Annotated in this window: 17 protein-coding genes; 11 read left to right on the forward strand and 6 right to left on the reverse strand. The window is 63.1% G+C overall.

The window, feature by feature from the left end; genetic code table 11:
- From FHS75_RS02710 to rnr, 9 genes are all read left to right on the forward strand, one after another.
- On the forward strand, window positions 1–522 hold the full coding sequence (locus FHS75_RS02710; protein WP_179406167.1) for a CvpA family protein: 522 nt from the start codon (window positions 1–3) through the stop codon (window positions 520–522).
- Between the two features lie 7 nt (window positions 523–529).
- Window positions 530–946, forward strand: coding sequence for an iron-sulfur cluster assembly scaffold protein (locus FHS75_RS02715; RefSeq protein ID WP_179406168.1), 417 nt, complete (start codon window positions 530–532; stop codon window positions 944–946).
- A gap of 46 nt (window positions 947–992) precedes the next feature.
- Window positions 993–2,369: an MFS transporter gene (locus FHS75_RS02720; protein ID WP_229735471.1), complete on the forward strand. Its 1,377-nt coding sequence runs from the start codon at window positions 993–995 to the stop codon at window positions 2,367–2,369.
- The gene (gene alr / locus FHS75_RS02725; RefSeq protein ID WP_179406170.1) at window positions 2,362–3,411 is read left to right on the forward strand and encodes an alanine racemase; all 1,050 of its coding nucleotides are present in this window, start codon (window positions 2,362–2,364) and stop codon (window positions 3,409–3,411) included. The genes FHS75_RS02720 and alr overlap by 8 nt, the downstream gene beginning before the upstream one ends.
- 103 nt (window positions 3,412–3,514) lie before the next feature.
- Window positions 3,515–4,075 (forward strand): polyhydroxyalkanoate synthesis repressor PhaR, encoded by a 561-nt coding sequence (gene phaR, locus FHS75_RS02730; RefSeq protein ID WP_179406171.1) that lies wholly within the window; start codon window positions 3,515–3,517, stop codon window positions 4,073–4,075.
- Window positions 4,076–4,122: 47 nt separating this feature from the next.
- Window positions 4,123–5,664 (forward strand): aminoacyl--tRNA ligase-related protein, encoded by a 1,542-nt coding sequence (locus FHS75_RS02735; protein ID WP_179406172.1) that lies wholly within the window; start codon window positions 4,123–4,125, stop codon window positions 5,662–5,664.
- Window positions 5,665–5,678: 14 nt separating this feature from the next.
- Window positions 5,679–6,266, forward strand: a complete 588-nt coding sequence (locus FHS75_RS02740; protein WP_179406173.1) for a DUF805 domain-containing protein — start codon at window positions 5,679–5,681, stop codon at window positions 6,264–6,266.
- A 39-nt stretch (window positions 6,267–6,305) separates the two neighbouring features.
- Window positions 6,306–7,628, forward strand: a complete 1,323-nt coding sequence (locus FHS75_RS02745) for a M20/M25/M40 family metallo-hydrolase (RefSeq protein ID WP_179406174.1) — start codon at window positions 6,306–6,308, stop codon at window positions 7,626–7,628.
- The gene (rnr, locus tag FHS75_RS02750; RefSeq protein WP_179406175.1) at window positions 7,628–9,886 is read left to right on the forward strand and encodes a ribonuclease R; all 2,259 of its coding nucleotides are present in this window, start codon (window positions 7,628–7,630) and stop codon (window positions 9,884–9,886) included. The genes FHS75_RS02745 and rnr overlap by 1 nt, the downstream gene beginning before the upstream one ends.
- Window positions 9,887–9,893: 7 nt before the next feature.
- Here rnr and FHS75_RS02755 read toward each other — a convergent pair whose 3' ends face one another.
- The gene (locus FHS75_RS02755; RefSeq protein ID WP_179406176.1) at window positions 9,894–10,349 is read right to left on the reverse strand and encodes a universal stress protein; all 456 of its coding nucleotides are present in this window, start codon (window positions 10,347–10,349) and stop codon (window positions 9,894–9,896) included.
- Window positions 10,350–10,482: 133 nt separating this feature from the next.
- Between FHS75_RS02755 and FHS75_RS02760 the strand changes: the two genes are divergently transcribed.
- Both FHS75_RS02760 and lpdA read left to right on the forward strand, forming a co-directional pair.
- Window positions 10,483–11,799 (forward strand): pyruvate dehydrogenase complex dihydrolipoamide acetyltransferase, encoded by a 1,317-nt coding sequence (locus FHS75_RS02760; protein ID WP_179406177.1) that lies wholly within the window; start codon window positions 10,483–10,485, stop codon window positions 11,797–11,799.
- A 23-nt stretch (window positions 11,800–11,822) separates the two neighbouring features.
- Window positions 11,823–13,235, forward strand: coding sequence for a dihydrolipoyl dehydrogenase (gene lpdA / locus FHS75_RS02765; protein ID WP_179406178.1), 1,413 nt, complete (start codon window positions 11,823–11,825; stop codon window positions 13,233–13,235).
- Window positions 13,236–13,256: 21 nt separating this feature from the next.
- Here the strand turns inward: lpdA and FHS75_RS02770 are convergent, their stop codons facing one another.
- The 5 genes from FHS75_RS02770 to FHS75_RS02790 all read right to left on the reverse strand — a co-directional run bounded on the left by FHS75_RS02770 (window position 13,257) and on the right by FHS75_RS02790 (window position 25,323).
- On the reverse strand, window positions 13,257–13,580 hold the full coding sequence (locus FHS75_RS02770; RefSeq protein ID WP_179406179.1) for a PilZ domain-containing protein: 324 nt from the start codon (window positions 13,578–13,580) through the stop codon (window positions 13,257–13,259).
- A 168-nt stretch (window positions 13,581–13,748) separates the two neighbouring features.
- Complete coding sequence (locus FHS75_RS02775) at window positions 13,749–17,297, reverse strand: Ig-like domain-containing protein (RefSeq protein ID WP_179406180.1); 3,549 nt, start codon at window positions 17,295–17,297, stop codon at window positions 13,749–13,751.
- A gap of 475 nt (window positions 17,298–17,772) precedes the next feature.
- Window positions 17,773–21,873 carry an Ig-like domain-containing protein gene (locus FHS75_RS02780; protein ID WP_179406181.1) on the reverse strand — a complete coding sequence of 1,367 codons (4,101 nt, stop codon included), beginning with the start codon at window positions 21,871–21,873 and terminating at the stop codon, window positions 17,773–17,775.
- Window positions 21,874–22,062: 189 nt separating this feature from the next.
- Entirely contained in the window at window positions 22,063–23,307 is a 1,245-nt protein-coding gene (locus FHS75_RS02785; protein ID WP_179406182.1) for a heparinase, read from the reverse strand.
- Between the two features lie 360 nt (window positions 23,308–23,667).
- Complete coding sequence (locus FHS75_RS02790; protein WP_179406183.1) at window positions 23,668–25,323, reverse strand: alkaline phosphatase D family protein; 1,656 nt, start codon at window positions 25,321–25,323, stop codon at window positions 23,668–23,670.
- Window positions 25,324–25,330: the final 7 nt, after the last annotated feature.

Raw genomic sequence — 25,330 nt, forward strand, 5'->3', positions numbered from 1 at the left:
ATGACAGGCTTCGATATCGCTGTTCTACTGGTCGTCGGCTTCGGCGCTATCACCGGCTTTGTCCGTGGATTCGTGCAGGAAATCCTGGCGCTGGCGGCATGGGTCTTATCGCTTTTCGCAATTCATTTCCTGCACACTCCGATGACGCAATTTCTCATTCCGCTGGTCGGCACGCTTTCTGGTGCGGCCGTGCTCGCCTTTGCGTTGCTTCTGCTCGTGCCTTACGCGGCGATAAAGCTCGTGGCGAACTGGGCGGGGGCCAAGAGCCGCAAGTCGATCCTCGGTCCCATCGACCGGGTGCTCGGATTCGGTTTCGGCGGCCTCAAGGGCATGATCATCGTGGTGCTTGCTTTTTCCGTGCTCGTACTGGGCTACGATACGGTCTGGGGCGTCGGGGGACGTCCCGACTGGATCACCCAGGCGCGAACATATCCTTTCGTCAACGCCAGCAGCGAGGCGCTCGTCCAGATGATCTCCGAAAGGCGTCGGGTAAGCCTCGAAGCGGAGGACGGAGAGGGCTGAGCATCCGATGTCTTCAGCGGTCCTGTATTCTCCCGAAGTGCTCGGCCTGGCGACGCGGCTATCCGAATGGCCGTGGGACGAGGCCGCGCCGCTGAAGGCGCAGGCCCGCTCGAAAAGCTGCGGGAGCGTGATCGACCTCGGCCTCTCGGTGGACCGCGAAGGACGGATCGAACGCGTCCATGTGCGTTCGCACGCATGCGCAATCGGGCAGTCTGCCGCAGCGATTTTCGCCTCGCATGCGCAGGGCCTGAACAGGGCAGACGTCGAAGCTGCGCTTTCGCAGATCGACACCTGGCTTTCAGGCGAGGGGAACACGCCGGACTGGCCCGGTCTCGATGCCATCGCAAGGGCACGGGACTATCCTGGCCGCCACGCCGCGATACTGCTTGCGTGGAGAGCAGCTGCGGACTGCCTTTCCTCTTGACCGTGTCGCCGCTAGAGGGTGCGTTTCGAAAAGGCGGGGGCGGGAATTGAGCGAGGCTACAGCGCGAGAAGAGGCAGAACCGACTTCGTCCGATATCCGGCTGGTTATCGGCGCATCTTCGGCGGGCACGATTTTCGAGTGGTACGATTTCTTCATCTACGGAACGCTGGCGACCGTGATCGGCGCGACTTTCGTGCCGTCGGACAACGAACTCGTGCGCCAGCTCGTCGTCTGGGCCGGGTTCGCCGTGGGCTTCGGCTTTCGTCCGCTCGGAGCGATCCTGTTCGGATTTCTCGGCGACAGGCTCGGTCGCAAATACACGTTCCTCGTCACGGTCACGCTGATGGGCATCGCGACGGCGGGCGTGGGACTCGTGCCATCGGTTCAGGATATCGGCCTCGTTGCTCCCGTCATCATCATCGTTCTCCGCATACTTCAGGGTCTCGCGCTTGGTGGCGAGTATGGCGGCGCGGCGATCTACGTGTCCGAGCATTCGCCGTCGGACAAGCGCGGGTTCTACACGAGTTTCATCCAGGCGAGCGTGGTCGGAGGCTTCGTGCTGAGCCTCGTCGTGGTCCTTGGAAGCCGGGCGGCGCTGGGACCGGAAATCTGGGCCGACTGGGGATGGCGCGTGCCGTTCCTGCTTTCGCTCGTGCTCCTCGCGATCTCGCTCTGGATGCGGGTCAAGCTATCGGAAAGCCCGGTGTTCAAGGCGATGAAGGCCGAGGGCAAGACATCTGCCAATCCGTTCAAGGAAAGCTTTACCTATCCCGGCAACAAACGCCGCATCGCTATCGCGCTGTTCGGCGTTGCGGCAGGCCTTACGGTGATCTGGTACACGGCGATGTTCTCGGGACTGACCTTCCTGCGTGGCCCGATGCGCGTAGAGGAAACCGCGGCGGAAATCATCGTCGGGACTGCCGCCTTCTTCGGCATGATCTTTTTCATCATGTTCGGGAAGCTTTCCGACCGTGTCGGGCGCAAGCTGCCGATCGTCGTCGGCTATGCGCTGACATTGCTCCTGTTGTTTCCCTGCTTCTGGGCGATGGGATGGGCGCTCGAGCCGCAGCTGGCCACAACCGAGGGACCGATCATGCCACGCCCCTTCGCCATCGCGGTGATCATCGGGGCGCTGCTGTTGCTGTCGGCGCTATCTGGGATGACCTACGGTCCTGTTGCTGCCCTCCTGTCCGAGATGTTCCCGCCGCGCGTGCGGTATAGCTCGATGTCGATTCCCTACCATATCGGCACTGGCTATTTCGGCGGATTCCTGCCGCTTATCGCTACCTATATCGTTTCCCGGACAGGCGATCCCTATTCCGGGCTGTGGTACACCTGGCTGGTCGTTCTTATGGCGCTGGTCGTTTCCGCTTGGGGCCTTTCGGGCGGTCCGCCGAAGGACTTCGTCGAAGACCATGCCTGACAAGCCTCCGGCAACGCTAAGGCTGAGAGTCGATACCGGGGCGCTGGCAGCGAACTGGCGCGCACTCGATGCGCTTTCCGGCAAGGCGGCTGCCGGCGCCGCGGTCAAGGCCGACGGGTACGGCCTGGGAGTCGACCTCGTCGTCCCCGCGCTTCGCGACGCAGGCTGCCGCGACTTTTTCGTGGCGCACTGGAGCGAGGTCGAACCCGTGGCGGATCACGTCGATCCGCAATCTATTTCGGTCTTGCACGGTCCGCTTGGCGAGGAAGACGTCAGGTACGCCCATGCATCGGGCGCGAAGCCGGTCGTCAACTCAGTGCCGCAGGCGAGACGCTGGCTCGATGCCGGCGGGGGGCCGTGCGACCTGATGGTGGACACCGGCATAAACCGTCTGGGGCTTCCGATGGCCGAAATCGGCGACGAAGCGATCGGCCGACTGGATATCGATCTGCTCATGTCGCACCTTGCCTCCGCAGACGAGGATATCGCGTTGAACGAGGCGCAATGCGCGCGGTGGAACGAGGCGAAAGCCGCGCTCGACTGGCGCCGGTCGAGCCTTGCGAACAGCGCCGGAATTGTCCTCGGCCAAGCTTTTCATGGGGAACTCACCAGGCCGGGACTGTCGCTTTACGGCGGCATCCCGCGTCGCGAGCTTGCCGATCGCGTCCGCCCGGTCGCGATGCTCGAATGCGCGATCATGCAGGTGCGCGACATCGCTCCGGGGGAGGGCGTTGGGTACAATTCCGTTTTCGTGGCCGAACGCCCCATGCGCGTTGCAACCGTTGCGCTGGGCTATGCCGACGGCTTCCTGCGCGCCTGGACGGGCAAGGGCAGCATGACCTCGAACGGGCGGAACCTTCCGATTTTGGGCCGGGTAAGCATGGACATGACGGTGGTCGATATCGGCAATGCAGCCGACTTGCGGGAGGGCGACTGGCTTCAGGTGGCATACGACCTCCCCGAGGCATCCGCAGCCACCGGGCTATCGCAGTACGAATTGCTCACGCTGCTCGGGGATCGCTTCGACCGCGCGAAGCGTTAGGCAAACGGTGACATGTTGCGGCCAATGCTGCGCAGCAGATTTGTTGCATTGCAGTTGTTGCAGGTGCTAACGTCTCGTCACGATAAACCTGCGGGGTTCAGAGATGGCTGAAAAGCACAAGAACAAGGACGACGATACGGTCGTCATTAAGAAGTACGCGAACCGCCGCCTCTACAACACCCGGTCGTCAAGCTACATCACGCTCGACCACCTGGCGAAGATGACGCGTGAGAATATCGACTACAAGGTGCTCGACGCGAAGAGCGGCAACGACATAACGCACCAAATCCTCACGCAGATCATCATGGAGGAAGAGGCCAGCGGCGAGCAGATGCTGCCCGTCAGTTTCCTTCGCCAGCTGATCTCGATGTACGGCAATTCGATGCAGTCGCTGATCCCGCACTATCTCGAAGCGTCGATGGCGAATTTCCAGGCCAACCAGACCAAGCTTGCAAAGGCGTTCGAGGACAGTCTGGGCAACAACCCCCTTGCCAAGCTTGCCGAGCAGAACATGGCGATGTTCAAGGCGGCCACGAAAGCGTTCATGCCCGAAAACGAGAAGGATCAGGGCGAGGGTGCATCGGCGAAGGGGGAGGACGACCTGTCCGCTCTGCGCGAGCAAATGGCCGAAATGCAAAAGAGGCTTGACGCACTGGGTAAATAGGCGGCAGCGCGCCACCTCTGAAGATTCATCCGGAGAGGCCGCGAACCGTGCCCGCAATACGTCATGCCCTGTCGACGAAACGCGAAGACGATTTCGCCCAGTGGTATCAGGAAGTCATTTCCGAGGCAGAACTCGCCGAGGAATCGGGCGTGCGCGGATGCATGGTCATCCGGCCATGGGGATACGGCATCTGGGAGCGCATCCAGAAGCTGATGGACGCCGACATCAAGGCCGCCGGTGTCGACAACTGCTATTTCCCGCTTTTCATTCCTCTTTCGTATTTTGCAAAGGAAGCCGAACACGTCGAGGGATTCGCCAAGGAAATGGCGGTCGTCACGCATCACCGGTTGATCTCCGATGGCGACAAGGGGCTGGTTCCCGATCCCGAAGCGAAGCTCGAAGAGCCGCTCGTCGTCCGGCCGACGTCCGAGACTGTGATCGGACAGGCGATGTCGCGCTGGATACAGTCCTGGCGCGACTTGCCCTTGCTCACCAACCAGTGGGCCAACGTCGTTCGCTGGGAGATGCGAACGCGCATGTTCCTGCGCACTTCCGAATTTCTTTGGCAGGAGGGCCATACTGCCCATGCCGACCGCGAAGGTGCGATGGAAGAAACGCTGCGAGCGCTCGAAATGTACCGAGCCTTCGCGGAAAGGGCGCTGGCGATGCCGGTCATCGCCGGCGAGAAGCCCGAGAACGAGCGCTTTCCCGGCGCCGTCGCGACCTACAGCATCGAGGCAATGATGCAGGACGGAAAGGCGCTGCAGGCCGGTACGTCGCACTACCTGGGAACGGGTTTTTCGAAGGCCGCCAACATTCGCTACCAGGATCGCGAGGGCGAGCAGCAGTATTGCCATACGACGAGCTGGGGTACTTCGACCCGCATGGTCGGCGGGGTCATCATGACCCACGGCGACGACGATGGTCTGCGCGTCCCGCCGACGCTCGCTCCGCACCAGATCGTGATCCTGCCGATGTTGCGCGAAGACGATGGCGATGCGGCCCTGCTTGCCTATTGCGAAGCGATCTACCGCGAACTGGCGAGCCAGTACGCACTCGGCGAACCGGTGCGTGTGCTGCTGGACAAACGCGCGGGCAAGGCAACGCAGAAGCGCTGGGGCTGGGTCAAGAAGGGAGTGCCGCTCATCCTCGAGATCGGGGGGAGGGATGCAAGTGGCGGCCAGGTTTCGGTTTTGCGCCGGGACAGGCTCTGGAACGAGAATGCCAAGGCGGATTTTCGTGCCATGACGCGCGACGATTTCGTCGCGACCGCCGCGGGCGAGCTCGAGGACATCCAGTCCTCGCTGTTTTCCGAAGCGGCCGAGCGCCGCGATGCCAATCTCGTTCGCGGCATCGAGACTCTGGACCAGCTCGCCGAATTCTATGGTGAGGACAACAGGTATCCGGGCTGGGTCGAGCTGGGCTGGTCGAAGCCGACCGGCGCCCAGCTCGAGCAGGTCGTGCAGACGCTCAAGGCGCTGAAGCTCACGATCCGCAACACGCCGATTGCAGCCGCCGCTCCTTCGGGCACCTGCCTGTTCACCGGGAAGCCGGCGGTCGAGACGATCTATGTCGCCCGCGCATATTGAGCGAGACCTGATGCATGCTTGAAGCGGTCCGCCATTGTCTTTCGAACCTGATTAGTTTTGATGGGCGGGACAGCCGCCAGACGTTCTGGTTCTACGTCCTAGCGCTCGTCATCCTCAATGTCGCGATATCCACGCTGGCCAGCGTGCCGATGATGGCGGGCATGATGGAGGGCGTGTTTCGCGGCATCGGCTCCGGCATTCCGGAGGAGGCCGTCACCGAACAGATGATGGCCGAGATGGGCGCCTGGATCGAAACGACGATCTGGATATCGGTCGCAACCGGCGTCCTCATGGCGGCGCTCGTCATAGCCGCGATGGTCAGGCGAATTCACGACTCCGGTCATAGCGGCTGGTGGGTTATCCTTCCGCTTGCAGCGCAACTCGCCTCGCTTGCGATCACTGTCAGCCTGATCGACGAGATGCGCGATTTCATGACTGTTGCCACCAATCCGGAGAACCTCGAAGCGATCGTAGCGCGCCAGAAGCGTTACGCACTTTACGGTCTCGTGGGCTGGATCCCGCTGTTGTTCATCCTCGTATTCGGATTGCTGAAGCCGACCGAAGGACCGAACCGGTATGGCGATCAGCCTGTCCGGACCTGACCGCTTGCTATTGCCGCCTCGAACCCCGACATGCGGGGCATGAGGAAACTAGCGTTGTTCGCGGGCCTGCTGGCCTCCCCCGTCGTGCTTGTCGCCCAGGAACCCGAGGTCTCGGAGGAGCGGCTGCGCTCCGATGTCGAGGACATGGTTTCCTTCGGCACGCGACATACCCTTTCGGCGCAGGACGATCCCCGGCGCGGCATCGGCGCCGCGCGCCGCTGGGCGGCGGACGAGTTCCGCGAAACCTCGGAACGGTGCGGCGGGTGCCTTGAAATCGCCTTGCCCGAGAGGATTATCGAAGGACGGCGGGTACCCGAACCGACGCGGCTCGTTAACGTCGTCGCGATCCAGCGCGGGACCGAGCGGCCGGACGAAGTCGTCATCGTCCAGGGCCACATCGATAGCCGGGTGACCGACGTGATGGACGCAATCAGCGATGCGCCCGGAGCGAACGACGATGCATCGGGAGTCGCGCTGGTCCTCGAGGCGGCCCGTGTACTTTCCGCCCGGAGCTTCCCGTCGACCATCGTCTATGCCGCGCTCTCCGGAGAAGAGCAGGGCCTGTACGGCGGAAAGCTGATGGCCGACTATGCCGAGGAGCAGGGCTGGACGGTGAAGGCGGTGCTCAACAACGACATCGTCGGCGGCTCGCGCGGCTCCGACGGGCGTGTCGAGGACGGGCATGTGCGCGTGTTTTCCGAAGGCCCGCGTGCCGATGCGACGGACGAGATGCGCGCGAACTCGCGGCGCTATGGCGGCGAGAACGACAGCCCCGGCCGAAACCTGTCGCGCTACATCGCCGATTTTGCACAGACGCTGCCCGACGGGCTGACGGTGCGGCAGATCTGGCGAACCGACCGGATGGGTCGCGGCGGCGACCAGATTCCCTTCCTCGACAAGGGGATTCCGGCCGTGCGGTTTTCGGTCGCCATCGAGGACTACGAGCACCAGCATCAGGACCCGCGCACCGAAAACGGCATAAAGTACGGCGATACCGTGGACGAGATGGACTTCGCCTATCTTGCCGGGGTGACGCGGCTCAACGTGGCTACGATCGACCGGCTTGCTTCAGCACCGCTGCCGCCCGTCGCGAGCGCCGATGGAGCGGTGAAGACCTTTACTGATGTCTCCTGGCTGCCTGTCGACGGCGCTGCTGGCTATGCGGTGTGGCGTCGCAGGACCGATGCGCGCGACTGGGAGCGGATCGCCGAGGCGAAGGCCGGTCAGACCGCGGTCAGGCTCGATGGCGTCCGCGGGGACGACTGGCTGTTCGGCGTCAGTGCCATCGGTGCAGACGGAAGTGAAAGCCCCGTCGCTTCCGCAGTGCCCGGCGGTGCCTTCTACAAGAGCGACGCCGACTGATGGCCGGCAAGTCGAAGCGACCCGAAGGCCTGCCGACGCGGCAGCAGATCCTCGACTTCATCGCGGAATCGCCGACCTCGGCGGGAAAGCGCGAGATCGCCCGTGCCTTCGGCGTGAAGGGGCAGGAAAAAATCCAGCTCAAGGCGCTGCTCAGGGACATGGCGGACGAGGGGCTGATCGACGGTCGAAAGACGGCCTATCACAAGATGGGCGGCCTTCCGCGCGTGACCGTCCTGCGCGTGATCGACATCGAGGATGGCGAGGCCATCGCGATACCCGACAACTGGGACCCCGACGACGGTAAGCCCCCGATGCGCCTGCGTATCGTCGAAAAGGGCAGGGGTAGCGCGCTCAAGCGTGGCGACAGGGTCCTTGCCCGGACCGAGGAAGCCGGATCGGGCTGGCGCGCGCATCCGATGAAGAAACTGCCGACAAGGTCCGAACAGATGCTCGGAATCGTCGAGATCGACGGATCGGGAAAGGCCTGGCTCGCACCCGTGGACAAGCGCGAGCGCCATTCTTCCTCGATTGCCGACATCGGCGGCGCCGAGGAAGGCAACCTCGTCCTTGCCGAGCGGGTCGGGCGCTCGCCGAGAGCGGGCGTCAAGGTCACCGAAGTGCTCGGCGATCCGCTGGCGCCGCGCGCGTTCAGCCTCATCGCCATCCACAAGCACGGCATACCGCACGTCTTTCCCGACTCGACCGTCGAGGAAGCCGAAGTCGCCGCGAAGCTGCCCCTTTCGGAGGAAAGGCGCGAAGATCTGCGAGACCTGCCGATCGTTGCGATCGATCCGGCCGACGCCCGCGACCACGACGATGCGATCTGGGCCGAACCCGATGGGAACGGCGGCTTTCGCGCGCTCGTGGCGATTGCGGACGTATCCTTCTACGTTCGGCCCGGCGGAGATCTCGATCACGAAGCAAGGAAGCGCGGCAATTCGGTCTATTTCCCCGACCGCGTCGTACCGATGCTGCCGGAAGTGCTGTCAGCCGATGTATGCTCGTTGCGCGAAGGCGAGGATCGCGCCGCGATGGCCTGTCACCTCGAGATCGACAGGGATGGCAGGGTACGCAACTGGCGGTTTGCACGGGCCATCGTGCGGATTGCCGAGACGATCGCCTACGAGGATGCGCAGGCGCGGATCGACGACGGCAGCGCCGGGCAATCGCTTCGCAACCTGTGGGAATGCTGGCGGCTGCTTGCTGCCGCGCGCGAGGACCGCGATCCGCTCGACCTCGACTTGCCCGAGCGGCGGGTGGTGCTCGACGAGAAGGGGCGCATTGCCGAGATCGCGGTGCGTGAAAGGCTAGATGCCCACCGCGTCGTCGAGGATTTCATGATCTCGGCAAACGTGGCCGCGGCCAAGGCGCTTGAAAGCAAGGTCGCACCCGTCGTCTACCGTATCCACGAGACGCCGGGCCGCGAGAAGCTGGTCGCGCTCAAGGATTACCTCGCGACCTTCGGCAGGAAGTTTGCGCTTGGTCAGGTCGTCACGCCCGGCCTGTTCAACCGGATGCTGAAGGACGTTTCGGACGAGGCCGAGAAGGCGCTCATCATGGAGGCCGTTCTGCGCAGCCAGACGCAGGCTTATTACGGGCCGCGCAACGCAGGGCATTTCGGTCTGGCGCTCGGCTCCTACGCGCATTTCACTTCGCCGATCCGTCGCTATGCGGACCTGCTGGTGCACCGGGCGCTGGTCGATGCCTTCGCCCTCGAACAGCCGGCACCGAAAGCGGACGTTCCCAAGACTTCGGGTCTTTCGGACCGGGACCGCGAGGATCTGGGGAAGATCAGCGACGCGATAAGTTCCGCCGAACGCCGCGCGATGGAGGCCGAACGCGATACCATCGACAGGTATGTCGCCGCCTGGCTTGCCGGCCGGGTCGGCGAGATATTCGAAACGCGGATCACCGGCGTCCAGAAGTTTGGCTTCTTCGCGACCATTCTCGGTTTCGGGGGCGACGGCCTCGTCCCCGTATCGACCCTGGGTGCGGAGCGCTTTTACTACGACGATCGCAAGCAGACGCTCGAAGGAGACGAGAGTGGCACGACGTTCGCGATGGGCGATCGCCTGAAGCTGCGGCTTGCCGAAGCCAATCCGCTGACGGGTGCGCTGAAGTTCGAACTCCCGGACAGCGAGGGAGCGCCGGTGGAGAAGCGCGGCAAGCCTTCTCCGCTCAAGCGCAAGGGAAAGCATCTTGCCGGCAAGCGCGGACGTCCCGGCAATATCCGGCACCAGGGCAGGCGGAAGAAGTAGTCGGGCTTCAGCTCAGCTTGTCGAGATCGTCCGTCGAAAGCGAGCCCGGGATGATGAACACCGGGCAGGGGAGCTGCCCTGCCTGCGCGCCGGCGAAGTGGGTTACGAGCGGACCCGGGCTGCCTTCCTTCGCGGCCCCAAGCACCAGCGCCGATACTTCGGGGTGTTCGGCCAGGTATTCGCGGATAACCTTTTCGCCCTCCCCGGACATTACCGAGATGATCGGCATGCGGCCGCTTTCGGAAAGCAGGTTCCCCGCAGCGGCGGTGACCAGCGTTTCCGCGCGCGCGCGCGCTTCTTCCTCGATCGTCGCCTGGACGCCCGCAAAGGCGTTGAATTCCTGCGGCGGCACGATCGCGAGGAGATGGACGTTGCCACCGGTCTTGGCTGCACGACGCGCCGCAAAGCGCAGGGCTGAGCGAGCTTCCTCGCTTTCATCGACGATCACGAGATATACGCGCATGGCGATCTCCTCTCCATTTGCCTCCCTATCCTGATAAACCCGGCGCGGCGCAAGGAACTTGCTACGCGCCCCCGTTTTGGGCCAAGGACAGCTTTGCCCACGAACCTCCGACCTTTCGAGGACGCCCGCGCCGATGCCGATCGAAATCAAGATGCCAGCCCTCTCTCCGACGATGGAGGAGGGCAAGCTGGCCAAGTGGCTGGTGAAGGAGGGAGACAGCGTTTCGGCGGGCGACATCCTGGCCGAGGTCGAGACCGACAAGGCAACGATGGAATTCGAGGCTGTCGACGAAGGCACTGTCGCCCGGATCACTGTCGAAGAGGGAACCGAGCACGTTCTGGTCGGCACTACCATTGCCGTGATTGCCGGCGAGGACGAGGATCCGGAGGAAGCCAAGTCCCTCGAGATTTCGGAGCCTGCGCCTCAGTCTCCGGAACCACAGAAGGCAGAAGAGAAAGCGGCAGACGCTGCTGCTCCTGTCGAAGCGGAGCCGTCACCCGAGCCCGTCGCCCGATCCGAGAGCGAAGAACGCATCATTGCATCCCCGCTTGCGCGCCGGCTCGCGAAGGAAAAGGGCATCGATCTCGCCACGGTTTCCGGCAGCGGTCCGCATGGGCGGATCGTGAAGGCCGACATCGATTCCGCGAAGCACGGTCCTGAGAAGGCGGACGCTGCGAAGTCGGCCGGAAAGGCACCGGACGCCGCCGCACCGAAAATCGAAATTGCGCAGGATACCAAGGCGCTTCTCGACGAACGTGTCCCGCACACGGTCGAGAAGCTTTCGGGCATGCGCAAGACGATTGCCCGAAGGCTTGCGCAATCGATGCAGCAGGCGCCTCACATCTATCTCACCGTCGACATCCAGCTCGACAAGCTGCTGGCGCTGCGCAGCGAGATCAACGCCTCGCTGGAGCCGCAGGGCATCAAGGTCTCGGTCAACGACATGCTGATCAAAGCTCTCGCACGGGCGCTGATCGACGTGCCCGAATGCAACGTGACCTTCGCCGGCGACGAACTTATCCGCTATTCGCGCGCCGACATCTCGGTGGCGGTCAGCATCCCGAACGGTCTCATCACGCCCATCGTGTCCGACGCAAGCGGTCGCACCGTGTCTTCCATCGCCGCTGCGATGAAGGACCTCGGCCAGCGCGCGAAGGAAGGGAAGCTGCAGCCCGACGAATATCAGGGCGGCACCGCCAGCATTTCGAACATGGGCATGATGGGGATCAAGCAGTTCACCGCGGTGATCAATCCTCCGCAATCGACCATCCTCGCCATTGGGGCAGGTGAAAAGCGCCCATGGGTCATGCCAGACGGCGACCTGTCCGTCGCGACGGTCATGACGGCTACGGGAAGTTTCGATCACCGGGCTGTCGACGGTGCCGATGGTGCCCGGCTCATGGCCGCCTTCAGGAACTATGTCGAAGCTCCGCTCGGCATGGTCGTCTAATCAGAGTTCTTCGGGAGAAGCGAATGTCCGATCAGTACGACGTCATCGTCCTTGGTTCAGGCCCCGGCGGCTACGTCGCCGCGATCCGTTGCGCGCAGCTCGGGCTGAAGACGGCGATCGTCGAGCGCGAACGGCTTGGCGGCATCTGCCTCAACTGGGGTTGCATCCCGACCAAGGCGCTGCTGCGGTCTGCCGAAGTCTTTCACTACATGCAGCATGCCAAGGATTACGGGCTCGCGGCCAAGGAGATCGAGGCCGATCTCGACGCGGTCGTGAAACGCTCGCGCGGGGTTGCCGACAAGCTCAACCAGGGCGTCACGCACCTGATGAAGAAGAACAAGATCGCGGTGCACATGGGCGAAGGTACGCTGAAGTCCCCGACCTCTATCGAAGTGCAAGGCGAGAAGGGGGCGGAGACGATCTCCGCCAGGCACGTGATCGTGGCCACCGGTGCACGGGCGCGGGACCTGCCTTTTGCCAAGGCTGACGGCGAACGCGTGTGGACCTACCGCCATGCGATGGTGCCGAAAGAGATGCCGGAAAAGCTCCTCGTCATCGGCTCGGGCGCTATCGGCATCGAATTCGCCAGCTTCTACAACGATATGGGAGCGGACGTCACGGTCGTCGAAATGCTCGACCGGATCGTGCCGGTCGAGGATGCGGACGTCTCGGCATTCCTTGAGAAGTCGCTCAAAAAGCAGGGCATCTCGATCATGTCGGGCGCCGGGGTCGAAGCTCTCGATGTCGGCAAGAATCATGTGAAGGCGAAGATCAAGGGCAAGGACGGAAAGGTCGAGGAAACCGAATTCAGCCACGTCATCGTCGCCATCGGCATCCAGGCGAACACCGAAAACCTCGGGCTGGAGGAACTTGGCGTCGAACTCGAGAAGGGATTTATCCAGATCGACGACTACGGCCGCACCGGCGTCGACGGCTTGTGGGCTATCGGCGATTGCACACCGGGGCCCTGGCTGGCGCACAAGGCCAGCCACGAGGGCGTGACCGCAGCCGAGTCGATCGCGCGGGAACTCGGCAATTCCGAAGTCCACCCTCACGCCCTCGACCGCCGCAACATCCCGGGCTGCACTTACTGCCATCCGCAAGTGGCATCGGTCGGCCTGACCGAAGCCAGGGCGAAGGAAGAGGGGTACGAACTGAAGGTCGGAACGTTCCCGTTCATGGGCAACGGCAAGGCGATTGCACTGGGCGAGGCGGAAGGCTTCATCAAGACGGTGTTCGATGCCAGGACCGGCGAGCTGCTCGGCGCGCACATGATCGGCGCCGAAGTCACCGAGCTCATCCAGGGTTATGTCGTCGGCAAGACGCTGGAGACAACCGAAGCCGAATTGATGAACACGATCTTCCCGCACCCGACGTTGAGCGAGATGATGCACGAATCGGTGCTGTCGGCGTACGGCAAGGTCATCCACATGTGACGCGAGCGGGGGCTGCGCCGTTCAGCCCCCTCTGGCTATCCGGACGATGTGATCGAAGACCGCGACGTGCAGCGGTTGCGCGAATTCGCAGCCGATCGTGTCGCCTTCGATCCAGCGAATGTGCGCTGTGAGCGTCTGAAAACCCGGTATGCGTATGCGCAGCGGAACCTCTGGCAATGGCGAGGGGATGCCGGATATGCGGAAGCCGGAACGCGACATCTCTCCCAAGGTCGCGAGCGACCACGGCCGCGTTCCCTGACGCGCCTCGCAGCGGAGGGCAATGTCTGCCCTTTCACCGTCCTCGCGAGGGGAGGGCGGCGCCTTCGTCGTGCGCTGCTGCTTCAAGAATCGCTCCTTCTTGAGAACAGATTTGCAGCGCAAATCTTACCAAGGCGTTAGCGAAATCCTTTCACCAGCAATGACTTGTGGATAAGCGGTCGGTCATGGAAAAGCCCCGCGTGAGCACGGGCCGGCTCACGCGGGGCTGATCGGTCGGCTGAACCTGTGTCAGGTTCAGCCAAAGGTGATGAACGTGTCCCCGACGGCCGCTTCGGCGGTGCTCAGGTTGAACACGATATCGTTCGGGTTCACCGCATCGGTGATGGCGATCAGGTTCGCGGTTCCGGCATTGTTGTAGGAGATCAGGAGATCGTCCTTCACGCCGTCGCGGTCCGCATCGCCGGTTCCGAAGTTGTACTGCGAGCCCGTCGCGCCGCTGACCTCGATGATGTCGTCGCTGTCGAAGCCTTTGATGATGACATTGGTTTCGACGGAGGCATCGTCGGAAAGGACGTACTCGGTCGAACCGGCGAGCGAGACGGTTTCGACGCGCGCGCCATTGCCGATGTCGAGCGAGATATCGTCGCCGTCGCCACCGGTTTCCCCGCCGCCGGTGCCGAGCAGAACGACGTCGCCGAGCATCACCGACTTGGTCACGGCATCGTAGCGCAGGATCCGCGCATCACCGTCGAAATCGAGCAGGGTTCCGTTGCTGCCGAACGGGATCTCGATCTCGTCGCCATTACGCGAGATCGTGATCGACGAACCCGACACCGAGATCGAGTAGGCCGAATAGCCTTCCTCGAACACGATGGTGTCGCCGCCGCGGTTGAAGGACGGATCGAGCGTTACCTTGCCGCCAAGGTAAGTGACCGTTTCGCCCTGCGTGGTACCGAAGATGCGGAAATCGCCGCCAACGGTCACGTCTGCTCCATCGGAAAGATAGAGGCGCGAGATGATCTCGGTATCGCTGGCCGGCATCGAGGAGGATTCGCTCGGCGTCGAGAGGATTGTCGGCGCTGAACCGACCGACTGTCCGCCGATCTTCACCGAACCGCTCGCCATGTCGAAGATCAGGGTGCGGGTGCCGTCGGTGAACACCAGCGACGTCCCGACCGAACCGAGCGGAATGGCGTAGGCCGAATCGCCGTCGGAGAGAATGACCGAGGATCCGGCCACTTTCGCGGTGTAGGCGCTGGCATTGTGCGGGAGGCGAATGATGTCGCCGCCGCGGTTGAACGAGGCGTCGAAGGTGACGGCGCCGGGTTCGTCGTAAAGGGTGATGTCCTGGAAACCATTCGTTCCGGTAATTGCGACCGCTCCTCCGACGCCGCCGGAGAAACCATTGCTCGCATAAAGCTTGGCATCGGTTTCAAGCGGCTCGGACGTGTCGATACCCTCGGAAACCGTAACATTGACCGTCTGGTACTTCACGCCGCCCCAATCGTCGGCGATCGTGACCAGGAAGCTGTCCTGTCCGGTGTAGCCGTTGTTCGGAGTGTAGGTGAATTCGCCGTTTGCACCACCCGAGACCGAGCCGTGCTTCGCGATACCGGCACTGTAGTTAAGGGGGTCGCCATCCGGGTCGGTCGCTTCGATCTGGATGAGGCGCGAGGTATTCTCGGTTGCGACGAAGCTCACGCTATCCTCGGCAACGGGCGCATCGTTCACGGGGCCGACGCCGACGTTAACGGTCTGCTTCGCCGTACCACCGCGACCGTCGCTCACCGTGACGACGAACTTGTCGACACCCGTGTAATTCTCGAACGGCGTATAGACGAACTGGCCATTGGTACCGCCCGTGACGGTACCGTGTCCCGCCGGTCCGGCGGTGTAGGTCAGCGTGTCGCCATTGGCGTCGCTCGCGTTCACCTTGACCTGGAGGGCCTTGTCCTCGTCCGTCGTCACGTTGACGCTCGAAGTCACGACCGGCGCGACATTCTGGGGCGTGCCTTCGGTTACGGTGATGTTCACCGTCTGGAAGTTCATGCCCCCCTTGCCGTCGGTGACGGTGATAAGGACGCTGTCCTCGCCCGTGAACCCGGTGTGCGGCGTGAAGTTGAAGACGCCCTCGACGTCGGTTTCGCGCATCCAGCCATTGAACATCGGCGCGGCCGAGAAGGTCAGCGGGTCGCCGTCAGGATCGTAGGCCTCGATATTGATCTGCGTCGTGACTCCGCCGGGAACGGTGATGTCGATCACCGATGCGATGACGGGCTTGTCGTTCACGCCCGTGACGTTGACCGTCACCGTCTGGTTGGCGCTCCCGCCCTTGCCGTCGCTGACGGTGACCACGAAACTGTCGAAACCGAAGAAGTCCTCGTCCGGCGTATAGGTGAAGTTGCCGCTTCCGCCGCCGCCGTTGACCGACCCGTTGGCTGCCGTACCGGCGCTGAAGGTCAGCTTGTCGTTGTCCGCGTCGCTGGCCGCGACCGTGATCGCGACGGAGCTGTCCTCCGCGACCGTCACGGTCTGGCCCGAAGAGACGGTGGGAGCGCGGTTCGGCTGCGGTGCGGTGGCCGAAACCAGCTTGCCGCTCGCGCTGTCGTAGCGATAGTCGCCGTCGTCGAAGCGGAAGGTCTCGACGCCGCTGACGATGTCGGTGCCGGTCGAGGACCCGACGATCTTGGCCGCTTCGCCGCCTGCGGTCGAAACCGTGTAGGCCGTGTGGTTTCCGCTATAGATGATCAGGTCGGCACCGGCGCCGCCGTTGACGGTGTCGTTTCCGGCCTCGCCGCGGAACTGGTCGTTACCGCTGCCGCCGTCGAGAACATCGTTCCCGCCGCCGCCAAGCAGCAGGTCGTTACCGTCGCCGCCGTTGAGCGTATCGTTCGCGTCGGTTCCCTCGATGGTCTGGTTGCCACCGCCGGCGGTGATCGAAACCGCTTCGATGCCGAGCGCGCGGATGTGGTCGAGCGGGCCAGACACGACGATCGATCCCGAGGTCAGGAGCGTGTCGCCATCGACCACGTCAAGCTTCAGGTTCTCACCGGAGATCGTGGTGTTGACGGTGACGGCGCCAGACAGACCGCCTCCGGTGAGGACGACGGTGATCGGGCCGGTATCGACATTGAGCGAATATCCGCCCGCCGAACCGCTCGTCGCCGAGCTCGAACCCCAGGTGGCCTTCAGGCCGCCGACGCCCTCGCCGACCGAGTAGAAGTCGTCGTTGTCGCTATCGTTGTAGGCGACACCGGTGACGAAGAATTCGCCGCGCGAACCGAAGTCCTGCGTTACCACCATCGGGCCGACCTGGGTCGACGCGTTCGATTCCATGGTCACGTCGATGCCGATTTCGGTGAAGCGACCGTCCATGATGTTGATGCGGTGGCCGGCGGGGTCCTGCATGCCGTTGGGACCGTTCCCCCAGTCGACCATGAAGCCCGCGTGTCCGTACATCACGCTTTCGGAGAACGCATAGACGTTCTCTCCGAGGAGGCGATAGGAATAGCCGGCATCGGTGGCGCGCTGGCCAAGCCCTGCCTCGCCCGCGACCTGGTGCGACTGCTCGTCCGCCGAGATCATCGCGGCGGAGTGGTTATGCGCAGCCGTTGCGAGCGCATCGTTCCAGGCAACCGGGCCGACAGGCACGAGCGACTGGTACGCGGAAAGAAGCGCAGAACCCTTCACGCCGAAAAAGTTCAGAGCGTTCTGGATCGCAGGGTCGTTCGACGTCAGCGTCCCGTAGGAAGTGATGTAACGAGCCGCGTTGCCCAGCGGGTCTAGACGCGTGTCGTTGATGAGTTCCAGGAAGTATTGTTCCTGTGCGGTTGGCGCGGGCATATTACGATCCTGTTCCTGTGAATCCTGGTCAAGCGTCCTCGAGCCCGAAGGCCGGGCGCGGCGGGATATCCCCGCCTGCTGTCAATATCTGGTCGATGAAAGAAACGACCCCCGAACGTGTCGCCCCTTATGGCCTTCCATCCTTAATCGCCCGTTACATCGCACACTTAACCAAAGGTTTTCGACGGCTCGTGTTTTCGCTGCGTTCAGTCGCGACGACTCTAGGGAGAAATGCCTAAAGTCCGGAAAAACCGTGCATTTGTGAGCACGCTTCGTCCCAGATGAGGCGCTCCGGAGCGCATGTCCGACGCGGGCATATGGTGCCGAAATCGGCGATTCGATTGGCGTGCGATTGGAAAAACTGCCGACACCACTTCATGACCGGCTGCCGATCGTCGCTGTCGCACACCGCCAAACGAAAAGCGGCCGGCGGACCTGAGCCTGCCGACCGCTTAGAGATGTGCCTTGAGCGAGATCAGAACGCGAAATCGCTCGCGATGAAATCGATCCGGCCGAACGCAAGGATGACGTAGTCGGCGACCTGGTCTCCATCGGTGTCCGCCTGGATCTGGGTGAAAGGGCCGTCCTTTTCGTACCGAAGCTCGCCGGAGCTGCCGGTAAAGGCACCGTCGCCGAGGAACGTGAAGGCATCGTCTGAGCCGCCGTCGATCGCATCGATCAGCGAAAGGTCGATGATGTTCCCGATGGAGCCCTCGAGGCCATGGATGACGTCCGCGCTGCCGATATCGGCGCCCGTGTCGCCATCGTCGAAGACGTAGCGGTTCGATCCGAAACCGCCCTTCATGACGTCCCGGCCTTCGCCGCCGCGCAGCACGTTGCTGCCCATCAGGTCGACCAGCATGTCGTCGCCGGCACCGCCGAGCAGGATGTCGTCGCCGGAATTGCCGATCAGAAAGTCGTTGCCGCCGCGTCCATCGAGGAAGTCGTCGCCGCTTCCGCCTGCAAGCACATTGCGGCCCTCGTCGCCGATCCTGGCGTCGTCGAGCTGCGGTCCACGCCGAGAAATCTCGACCGTCACAGTCGCAGTGTCGAAGCCGCCATTGCCGTCGGAAACGGTATATTCGAACTCATCGGTACCCCGACGGGACCGGGCATCGGGAGTGTAGGTAAGCGATCCATCCGAATTGACGACAACCGATCCTTGGCCGGGATCGGCGATCGAGACGATCTCCAGCTGGTCGCCATCGCTGTCCGTGTCGTTCGCGAGAACGTCGATGCGCACCGAGCCGTTGAATTTCGTTTCCGCCCGGTCGTCGGTCGCCACGGGATCCGCGTTTGCCGGGATTGTGAAGCTGGCAAGAAGCGGATCGTGGTCCGAAGCGACGTCGCCTTCGTCGAACTCCGCATTGATGTGCACCGCATCGATGGCAGCAAGGCCGAGGAGCGACGAGGTTACGAAAATGTGGTCGAGCGCCTGCGCGTTGCCCTCGAACAGGTAGCTATAGCGCTCTTCGACCGGAAGCAGCCCTAGCAGGTCCGATAGCCCCTGATCCCGCAGAGGGTCGAGCGGGTCCTCGAAAGCGAACTCGTTGAGGTCGCCAAGGACGATTACGCCGTCGACGCTGCCCTCTTCCGTCGCGACGAAGTCGGCCACCGCTTGCGCCTGCGCAAAGCGTTCGTCCGCGCTTCCGTTTTCCGGCGGCTGCGTCGAGCCGTAAAGCGGATCGGAGCCGCCCTTTGAGGAGAAATGGTTGTTCACAAGTGTGATCGTGCTGCCGTTGAACTCGAACGACGCGACGAGCGGAAGGCGTGCATCATAGAAAGGGTTGTCGGTGTCGGTCTGCTGTCCCGCCACCTCGATCGAGCGGATCGAACCCGAAACGAGGTCGACGCGGTCCGGGTTGTAGAGGAAGGCCGTACGAATGTTGCCGCCCGGCTCACCGCCGTTGGTGCCGTCCGCGATGAAGGGATTGTCGATCCACTCGTACCGGATGCCGGATTCGGCGAAGATCGCGTCGGTCAGCATCTGGAGCGTGACGTCGGCGGAAACCGTGCCGTCGTTGGTCGCGCCGTTGTTGTCCTGCACTTCCTGCAGGGCGACGATATCGGGCGCATTGAGCGAATATGCGATGTCCTCGGCCAGCAATTCGAAGCGGGCCGCACCGTCTCCCGGATCGAGGTTGAGGACGTTGTAGGTAGCGACCGTCAGGTTGTCGGCGTCGCCAACGATCAGGCTGCCTTCCCGGGCAATCGGCGAAGCGGACCGGATGGCGACGCCTTCGGTGGCGAGCAGTTCGAAATTGCCGAAGCTGTAGCCGAGGACGCCGGTCAAGTTCTCGAGCTGAGTGCCGACAATTACGTCGGGGATGGCTCCAGGAGTGAAGTCTCCGGCGTCGATCTGCAACCGCTCGGGGTTGAAATCGCCGGTGTCGACATCGGTCACGCCGAGGATACCGCCCGTTCCGTCTATCGTCACGGTGCCGCGAGCCGAAACGTTCGTCGCACCCGACCCGTCATTGGCGACGACGTAAAACTCGCCGAAGCGGTTCGTGGACGATACCGAGACCGGATCGTTCACCGATACGCGCATGAACTCAAGGCTTTCGTAGAAGTCGATGCCATCGCTCACCGGGTCGAAGCTCGTCAGGCCGTCGTCATCGATGATCTCGGTGGGAGCGACGCGGTCGACGCCCAGCACGACCGCGTCGGGAAGCGCATTGCCCGTGCTGACCGTCACCACGGTCGGGCTGACGATTTCGGTGATCGACAGGTTGCCGCTCGACGCCCCGCCCGGAATGAATTCGCTGACGATGCCGGTGACGCGCACATCGTCTCCGGTCGCCACGGTCGGCGCTGTCCGGGTGTAGACGAAGATCGCATCCGACGTGGCGATATCGCCGTCGCCTGCCGCATCCTGGAGGTAGAAGCCGTCGTCCTGGACGGCGGTGACGATGCCGGTGGTCAGCACGGTCTGCCCCTCGTAAGTCGAAAGGTGACCGGCACCCTGGATCTCGTAGATCGGGATGGGCGGCGCATCGTCGTCGGCAATAGTCGCAGTGGCCGTGCCATCGGAGATGGTCGCGTTGACCGGGTTGGTGAGGATGATCTCGAAGGCCTCGTCGTCTTCGATATCGGTGTCGCCCGAGACGAGGATATCGATCGTCGCGGTGTCCTCTCCATCCGCGAAGCTGACCGTACCGGAGGTGGCGCCGGCAAAGTCCGCAGCGTCGGTGTCCCCGGGGGTCACGGTCCAATCGGCAGAAGCGGCGCCGGTCGTATCTCCCGAGCGTGTGACGGTAAACGAGACCGTCTTCGAACCGCTGTCGCCCTCCAGAACCGAGCCGGCATCGGCGATCGAGAGCACGCCGGTCGCAGGCGGAGCGACAGTTCCCGTGGTTACGACGATGTTGTCCAGGCCGAGTTCGTCCCGGCTGCCTCCGCCAACTAAATCGTCCGAGGCAAAGCGGATGTAGAACGTATCGCCGGTCGCAACATTCGAGCCAAGGGTGAAGCTGTCGGAGTACGCCACGGTCTGGACACCAGATCCGTCGCTGGCTTCCGGTGTCACGAAATCGAATGCACTCAAGTCGGTGTACGTCGTACCGTCCGTCGAGACTGCGACTTCAAGCGTGTTGCCGCGAGCCTGGTCGTTCAGAAACAGAAGGTCGTAGGCGAGGGTGAAGGTATCAGTCGGTCCGGCCGAGTTGGTGACGGCAATGATGAATTCGCCGGGCGTGAAGTCGCTGCCCGCCGGCTGGAACCAGATGCCGGTGTCGCCGCTGCGGTCGATGGCAAAGACACCGCCCGTGGTCACGCCGCCCGCCGTCGTTCCGCGCGCGAAGTCGCCGCTGTCGCCGGTACCGCCAAAGGCAATGTCACCGTCGCTCAGACCCGTGACCGAGTAAATGTCGCTGTCGAGTTGACCTGCCGATGGCGTGGGGGCGAATCCGGCGCCGGTGAAACCGGTAAAGTCCTCTTCGAAGATCGTCGTTGCGGCCACAGTCGCGTCGCTCGAAATGACGATGTCGTCCACCCCGATGAAGGCGTCGGAGCCGGCGGCGTTGGAAGTGATGGCCCGGATCTGTACCAGCGCCTGATCTTCCGCGTCTCCCGGCAGCGTGAAGGACACGGGCGTTGTGCCGCCGGTGTTGGCATCGGAAACGAAGGCAGAGGCGATGTTGGTGAAATCACCGGTTTCGCCGACACGGTACTGGAACGCGACAGGTTGCACGGCGGAGGTTCCGTCGTCGATGTCGCGCAAAGTCGCCGCGAAGGTCACGTTCGCGCGGCCGGTCGTGTCCATGTAGAATACGAGGTAGGGCGCATCGGCCGTTCCGGAGCCCTGGAAAGCCACGACCGGGTCTGCCAGCTCGAACTCGACGACGCCTCCGGTGGACAGCCCGGTGCTGGTCTGGTTGGCAATGACGTCGATCTCGGTCGTATTCTCTCCGAGAATGGTCTGAGGGTCGGTGCCGGTGCTGCCGGTCAGGCCGTCGCCGCGAAACCCGGTAATGTTGTCGACGCCAGACCAGTCGTCGTCGGTCGTGATCAGTCCGGTATCGCTCCAGTCCTGGCTGTAATTTCCGGAAGCAAGCGAGAAATAGAGCATACCCATATCGAGGACCTTTCCTGGTGCGTGTCCAGCTGGCCCTGCCATCGGCAAGGGCCCTGCACGAATCGCCCGAGGCCGGAAACCGGCCGAACGGCGTCAAGACCTAGTCGCGCGGAAAGACAGTTCGATTACGCTTCAATGACGAAAAATGTAACGTGCCTAAGGACTTGGATGAAAAAGCGGAACTTGGCGTCACCGCGACTTCAGCAGGATTGCGGTAAGCGGAGGCACGCTCACGACGGCACGACCGCCGCTAACGCGCAAAGGCTCCCGGCGACCAGGTGCAAAGGTCCCGTCGGTCCTGATCGACGAGCCGTTTAGCGTCTGCCCGGAAGTCGCCGCAAGCGACGGTCCTTCGAGGTAAAGCGGGTCCAGTTCGGCTGCCATAATTCCGAGATCCAGTTCGACGGGCACTGTCGAACGTGCGTCGGTATTAGTCAGGACAACGTTGCGGCCGCCGTCGCTTCTCGCAATTCCGTAGGCGCGGATCGGGGCTTCGGTGTTCAAGGTCTCCACCTCGGTCTGGACGACCCGACCTTCCATGGCGCGGGAGAGGAGGACCATCCCGTAGAATTCGGGCCTTACTTCGAGCACTTGTCCGCCGGTTGTTATTACCAGTGGCGCGTATCCTTGCCCGGTCCCGGTACAGTGAATGTTGATGCCGCGACAGCCCGCAAGCGCTGTCCTGAAGGTGAAATCGATCACCCAGAATGCAGATGCATAAGTGTTGCTGACGGCATCGCTTCCGTAGTTGTAGAAATTGTTGGCTTCGTTGAGCACGAGGCCACCACGGATTCCGTGACTGGCTGCCGTCTGGACCAGATCGGTCGTCATCCGTTCAAGGAACGGATCAGGCGCAAGCATCTTCTCGATCGTCGAGGTCGGTTTGGCACCGTCATCGATATAGTAGTGATGGGTCAGTTCGGCGATAAGCGAACCGGCATCGCCAGCAAATCGCTGCGCCCATTCGTAGTTGCCAACCGTGGACGGTCCGACGAAGCGCGCTCGGGGCACTGCCCTCGATACTGCCTCATACAGGGCATGCCATTCCCCGAGGAAGTCCGGGTACCGCCAGGTCGTGGGGCGATGGCCGCCGAACGGCACGTTCGAAGGGTATCCGTTGACCTCGTTTCCAAATTCGAGCGCGCGCAGGCGATCGCCATAGCGCTGCGAGACATACGCGGCTTCATCGGCGGCGTTCGCAGGCGAATTTCTCGCGAAATTGATGCCGTGTACGATCGTCCACCCGGTTTCAGCGACGAAGTTCGCCGTCCTGTCGATCATGGCCGGATCGAGCGTCCGCTTGACGGGCGAGAACCCCTTCCAGGTTATCTCTTCGACCGAACCTGCGCCCAGCCTGAGAATGCTCGGGCCCATAAGCTTGAAAAGCTGCACGAGGTCTCGATTGGCAGGACTGAAGTAGTCGGGAAAGGTCATCGCGACGCCCTCCATGCTGAGCCCCAGATAATTGCGGCTTAGCACGATGGACGAAGGCCTCGGCCCCGCCAGCGACACGAACGCCGACGGGCCGGTCGGCGTCGGGCTGGGGCTTGGCGTAGGGGTTGGCGTCGGTGACGGTGTGGGAGCCGGAACAGGTGCGGGAGAACCTGGAGCGGGCGTGCTGCCGTCTCCCCCGCAGCCGGCGGCGAAAAACGCTGCTCCCGCAACCGACGCACGAAGGGCCTCGTCGAGAACTTGCCTCCTCGTTCTCGTTCGCTGCGGCAATTCGTGGCAGCCGTTGTCCGAATTCGCCATTGCCACTCCGTTCTTCGAAAGAACCTTCGGGATACCGAAACCCTAGGCCCTTGTGAGCGGTCCGCCTCCGTTGCCGGGATCGACGCGGAATGTTGCGACGACATCCCGATCGAATGGCTTTTCCATGACTGTCGATACGGCAACGAAGTCCGCCCGGGCGGATTCGGCGGTCAGGGTCAGCAGCGTGTAGCCCTTGGCGTCCTGATCGCAGATGGCGACTTCGGAATTCGCAGCGGAGATCAGGTTCCCGAGGCCGGGGAACAGGGCACCGTAGGACGGACTGCTGATCGCGGTGCAGCCGAATTCGACTGCGGCTAGCGATCCCGAGGAGTCGCGCAGGTTGTTGGCCCAAGCCGCGTGGCTATCTCCAGACAGGACGATGGGTTTCGATCCGGCTCGCCTGAACGTCTCATAGAGCCGTTGGCGGGCATGCGGATAGCCATCCCAGCCCTCGAGGTTGAACGGGACACCAGCGCGATATCCGGCCTGCGCACGTTCGACCGGAACGCGATAGTCCTCCGGAATGCGCGCCAGCATCCCCGCGTATTTCTCGTCTCCGAGGCTGGCCTTCAAGTCGGGCCCCGCGACCCGGGCCATGACCACCTGGTTGCCAAGAAGCTGCCAGGGCTTCCCGGCACGGACAGATGCGGAAAGCACCTCTTCGAGCCATTGCCGCTGCGGCGCTCCCAGCAGTTCGCGGCTGGTTTCGTCGCGCTCCTCGAGCATCTTCGCGTAGACCTCTCCAGCAGGCATGCCGGCTTCCGGTCCCACCTGCCTGCTGCGTGCAAGCAGCCGCGTCTCGACCATCGCAAGTGTTGCGAGATCGCCGAATTCAAAGCTGCGGAAAATCGCCTCGTGCGCACGGAGCGGTTCGGGATCGCGGATCGGCATCCACTCGAAGTAGGCCTGCATCGCAACCGCCTTGCGGGCCGACCATGCGCCTTCGGTTTCGGGCTGGTGGTTCTCTGCTCCGCCTAGCCAGCCGTCGTTCGTGACCTCGTGATCGTCCCACACGCAGATGAACGCGGCGCGGGCGTGCGCAGCCTGCAGGTCGGGGTCGCGCTTTACCTGTGCATGGCGTCGCCGGTAGTCGGCAAGGGTCACGATCTCGTGCGGCGGATCGGAAAGGCGGTTCAGCTTGCGACCGGTGGCTGCGCCGTAACCGGTCTCGCCGTATTCGTAGATGTAGTCGCCGAGGTGGATGACTGCGTCGAGCCGGTCGAGCGCAGCCATGTCGGCATACGCGTTGAACAGACCGCCGGGGTAGAGCTGGCAGGATGCGACAGCGACGACGATGTCTTCGACGGCGCCTTCGGGGAGCGTGCGAAAGCGGTCCGCAGGTGACCGCTCACCATTCGGGCCATCGAACCGGTAGTGGTATTCCTCACCCGCACCGAGCCCATCGACCACGACCTTGGCGGTGTGATCCGCGGAGGCGCGGGCAACGACGCGACCGGATTTCAAAGGCGCACCGTCGGGCGAACGGGAGACCGACCAGGTAAGCGGTATGTCGCCTGCCTTTTCGGATTTCGCCGTCGCGCGGGTCCAGAGGACCGCGCCATCGGCGGATGGATCCCCGCTTGCCACGCCATGCGCAAACTCGACCGGCCCGGTCTCCTGACCGAGAGCAATGCGCGGAACGGCGAGGGCAGGGCCACCGCCGAGAAGGGCAAGGGCACCTCTTCGATTCATCTTCATGGCTTCA

The organism is Novosphingobium marinum (assembly GCF_013408095.1).
GTDB classification, from domain to species: Bacteria; Pseudomonadota; Alphaproteobacteria; order Sphingomonadales; family Sphingomonadaceae; genus Novosphingobium; species Novosphingobium marinum.

Coding starts and splice junctions, on each gene's coding strand:
- FHS75_RS02760 (WP_179406177.1), top strand. CDS start 10,483: ATGCCGATCGAAATCAAGATGCCAGCCCTCTCTCCGACGATGGAGGAG.
- FHS75_RS02775 (WP_179406180.1), bottom strand. CDS start 17,297: ATGCCCGCGCCAACCGCACAGGAACAATACTTCCTGGAACTCATCAAC.
- alr (WP_179406170.1), top strand. CDS start 2,362: ATGCCTGACAAGCCTCCGGCAACGCTAAGGCTGAGAGTCGATACCGGG.
- FHS75_RS02785 (WP_179406182.1), bottom strand. CDS start 23,307: ATGACCTTTCCCGACTACTTCAGTCCTGCCAATCGAGACCTCGTGCAG.
- FHS75_RS02715 (WP_179406168.1), top strand. CDS start 530: ATGTCTTCAGCGGTCCTGTATTCTCCCGAAGTGCTCGGCCTGGCGACG.
- rnr (WP_179406175.1), top strand. CDS start 7,628: ATGGCCGGCAAGTCGAAGCGACCCGAAGGCCTGCCGACGCGGCAGCAG.
- FHS75_RS02710 (WP_179406167.1), top strand. CDS start 1: ATGACAGGCTTCGATATCGCTGTTCTACTGGTCGTCGGCTTCGGCGCT.
- lpdA (WP_179406178.1), top strand. CDS start 11,823: ATGTCCGATCAGTACGACGTCATCGTCCTTGGTTCAGGCCCCGGCGGC.
- phaR (WP_179406171.1), top strand. CDS start 3,515: ATGGCTGAAAAGCACAAGAACAAGGACGACGATACGGTCGTCATTAAG.
- FHS75_RS02755 (WP_179406176.1), bottom strand. CDS start 10,349: ATGCGCGTATATCTCGTGATCGTCGATGAAAGCGAGGAAGCTCGCTCA.
- FHS75_RS02745 (WP_179406174.1), top strand. CDS start 6,306: ATGAGGAAACTAGCGTTGTTCGCGGGCCTGCTGGCCTCCCCCGTCGTG.
- FHS75_RS02790 (WP_179406183.1), bottom strand. CDS start 25,323: ATGAAGATGAATCGAAGAGGTGCCCTTGCCCTTCTCGGCGGTGGCCCT.
- FHS75_RS02740 (WP_179406173.1), top strand. CDS start 5,679: ATGCTTGAAGCGGTCCGCCATTGTCTTTCGAACCTGATTAGTTTTGAT.
- FHS75_RS02780 (WP_179406181.1), bottom strand. CDS start 21,873: ATGGGTATGCTCTATTTCTCGCTTGCTTCCGGAAATTACAGCCAGGAC.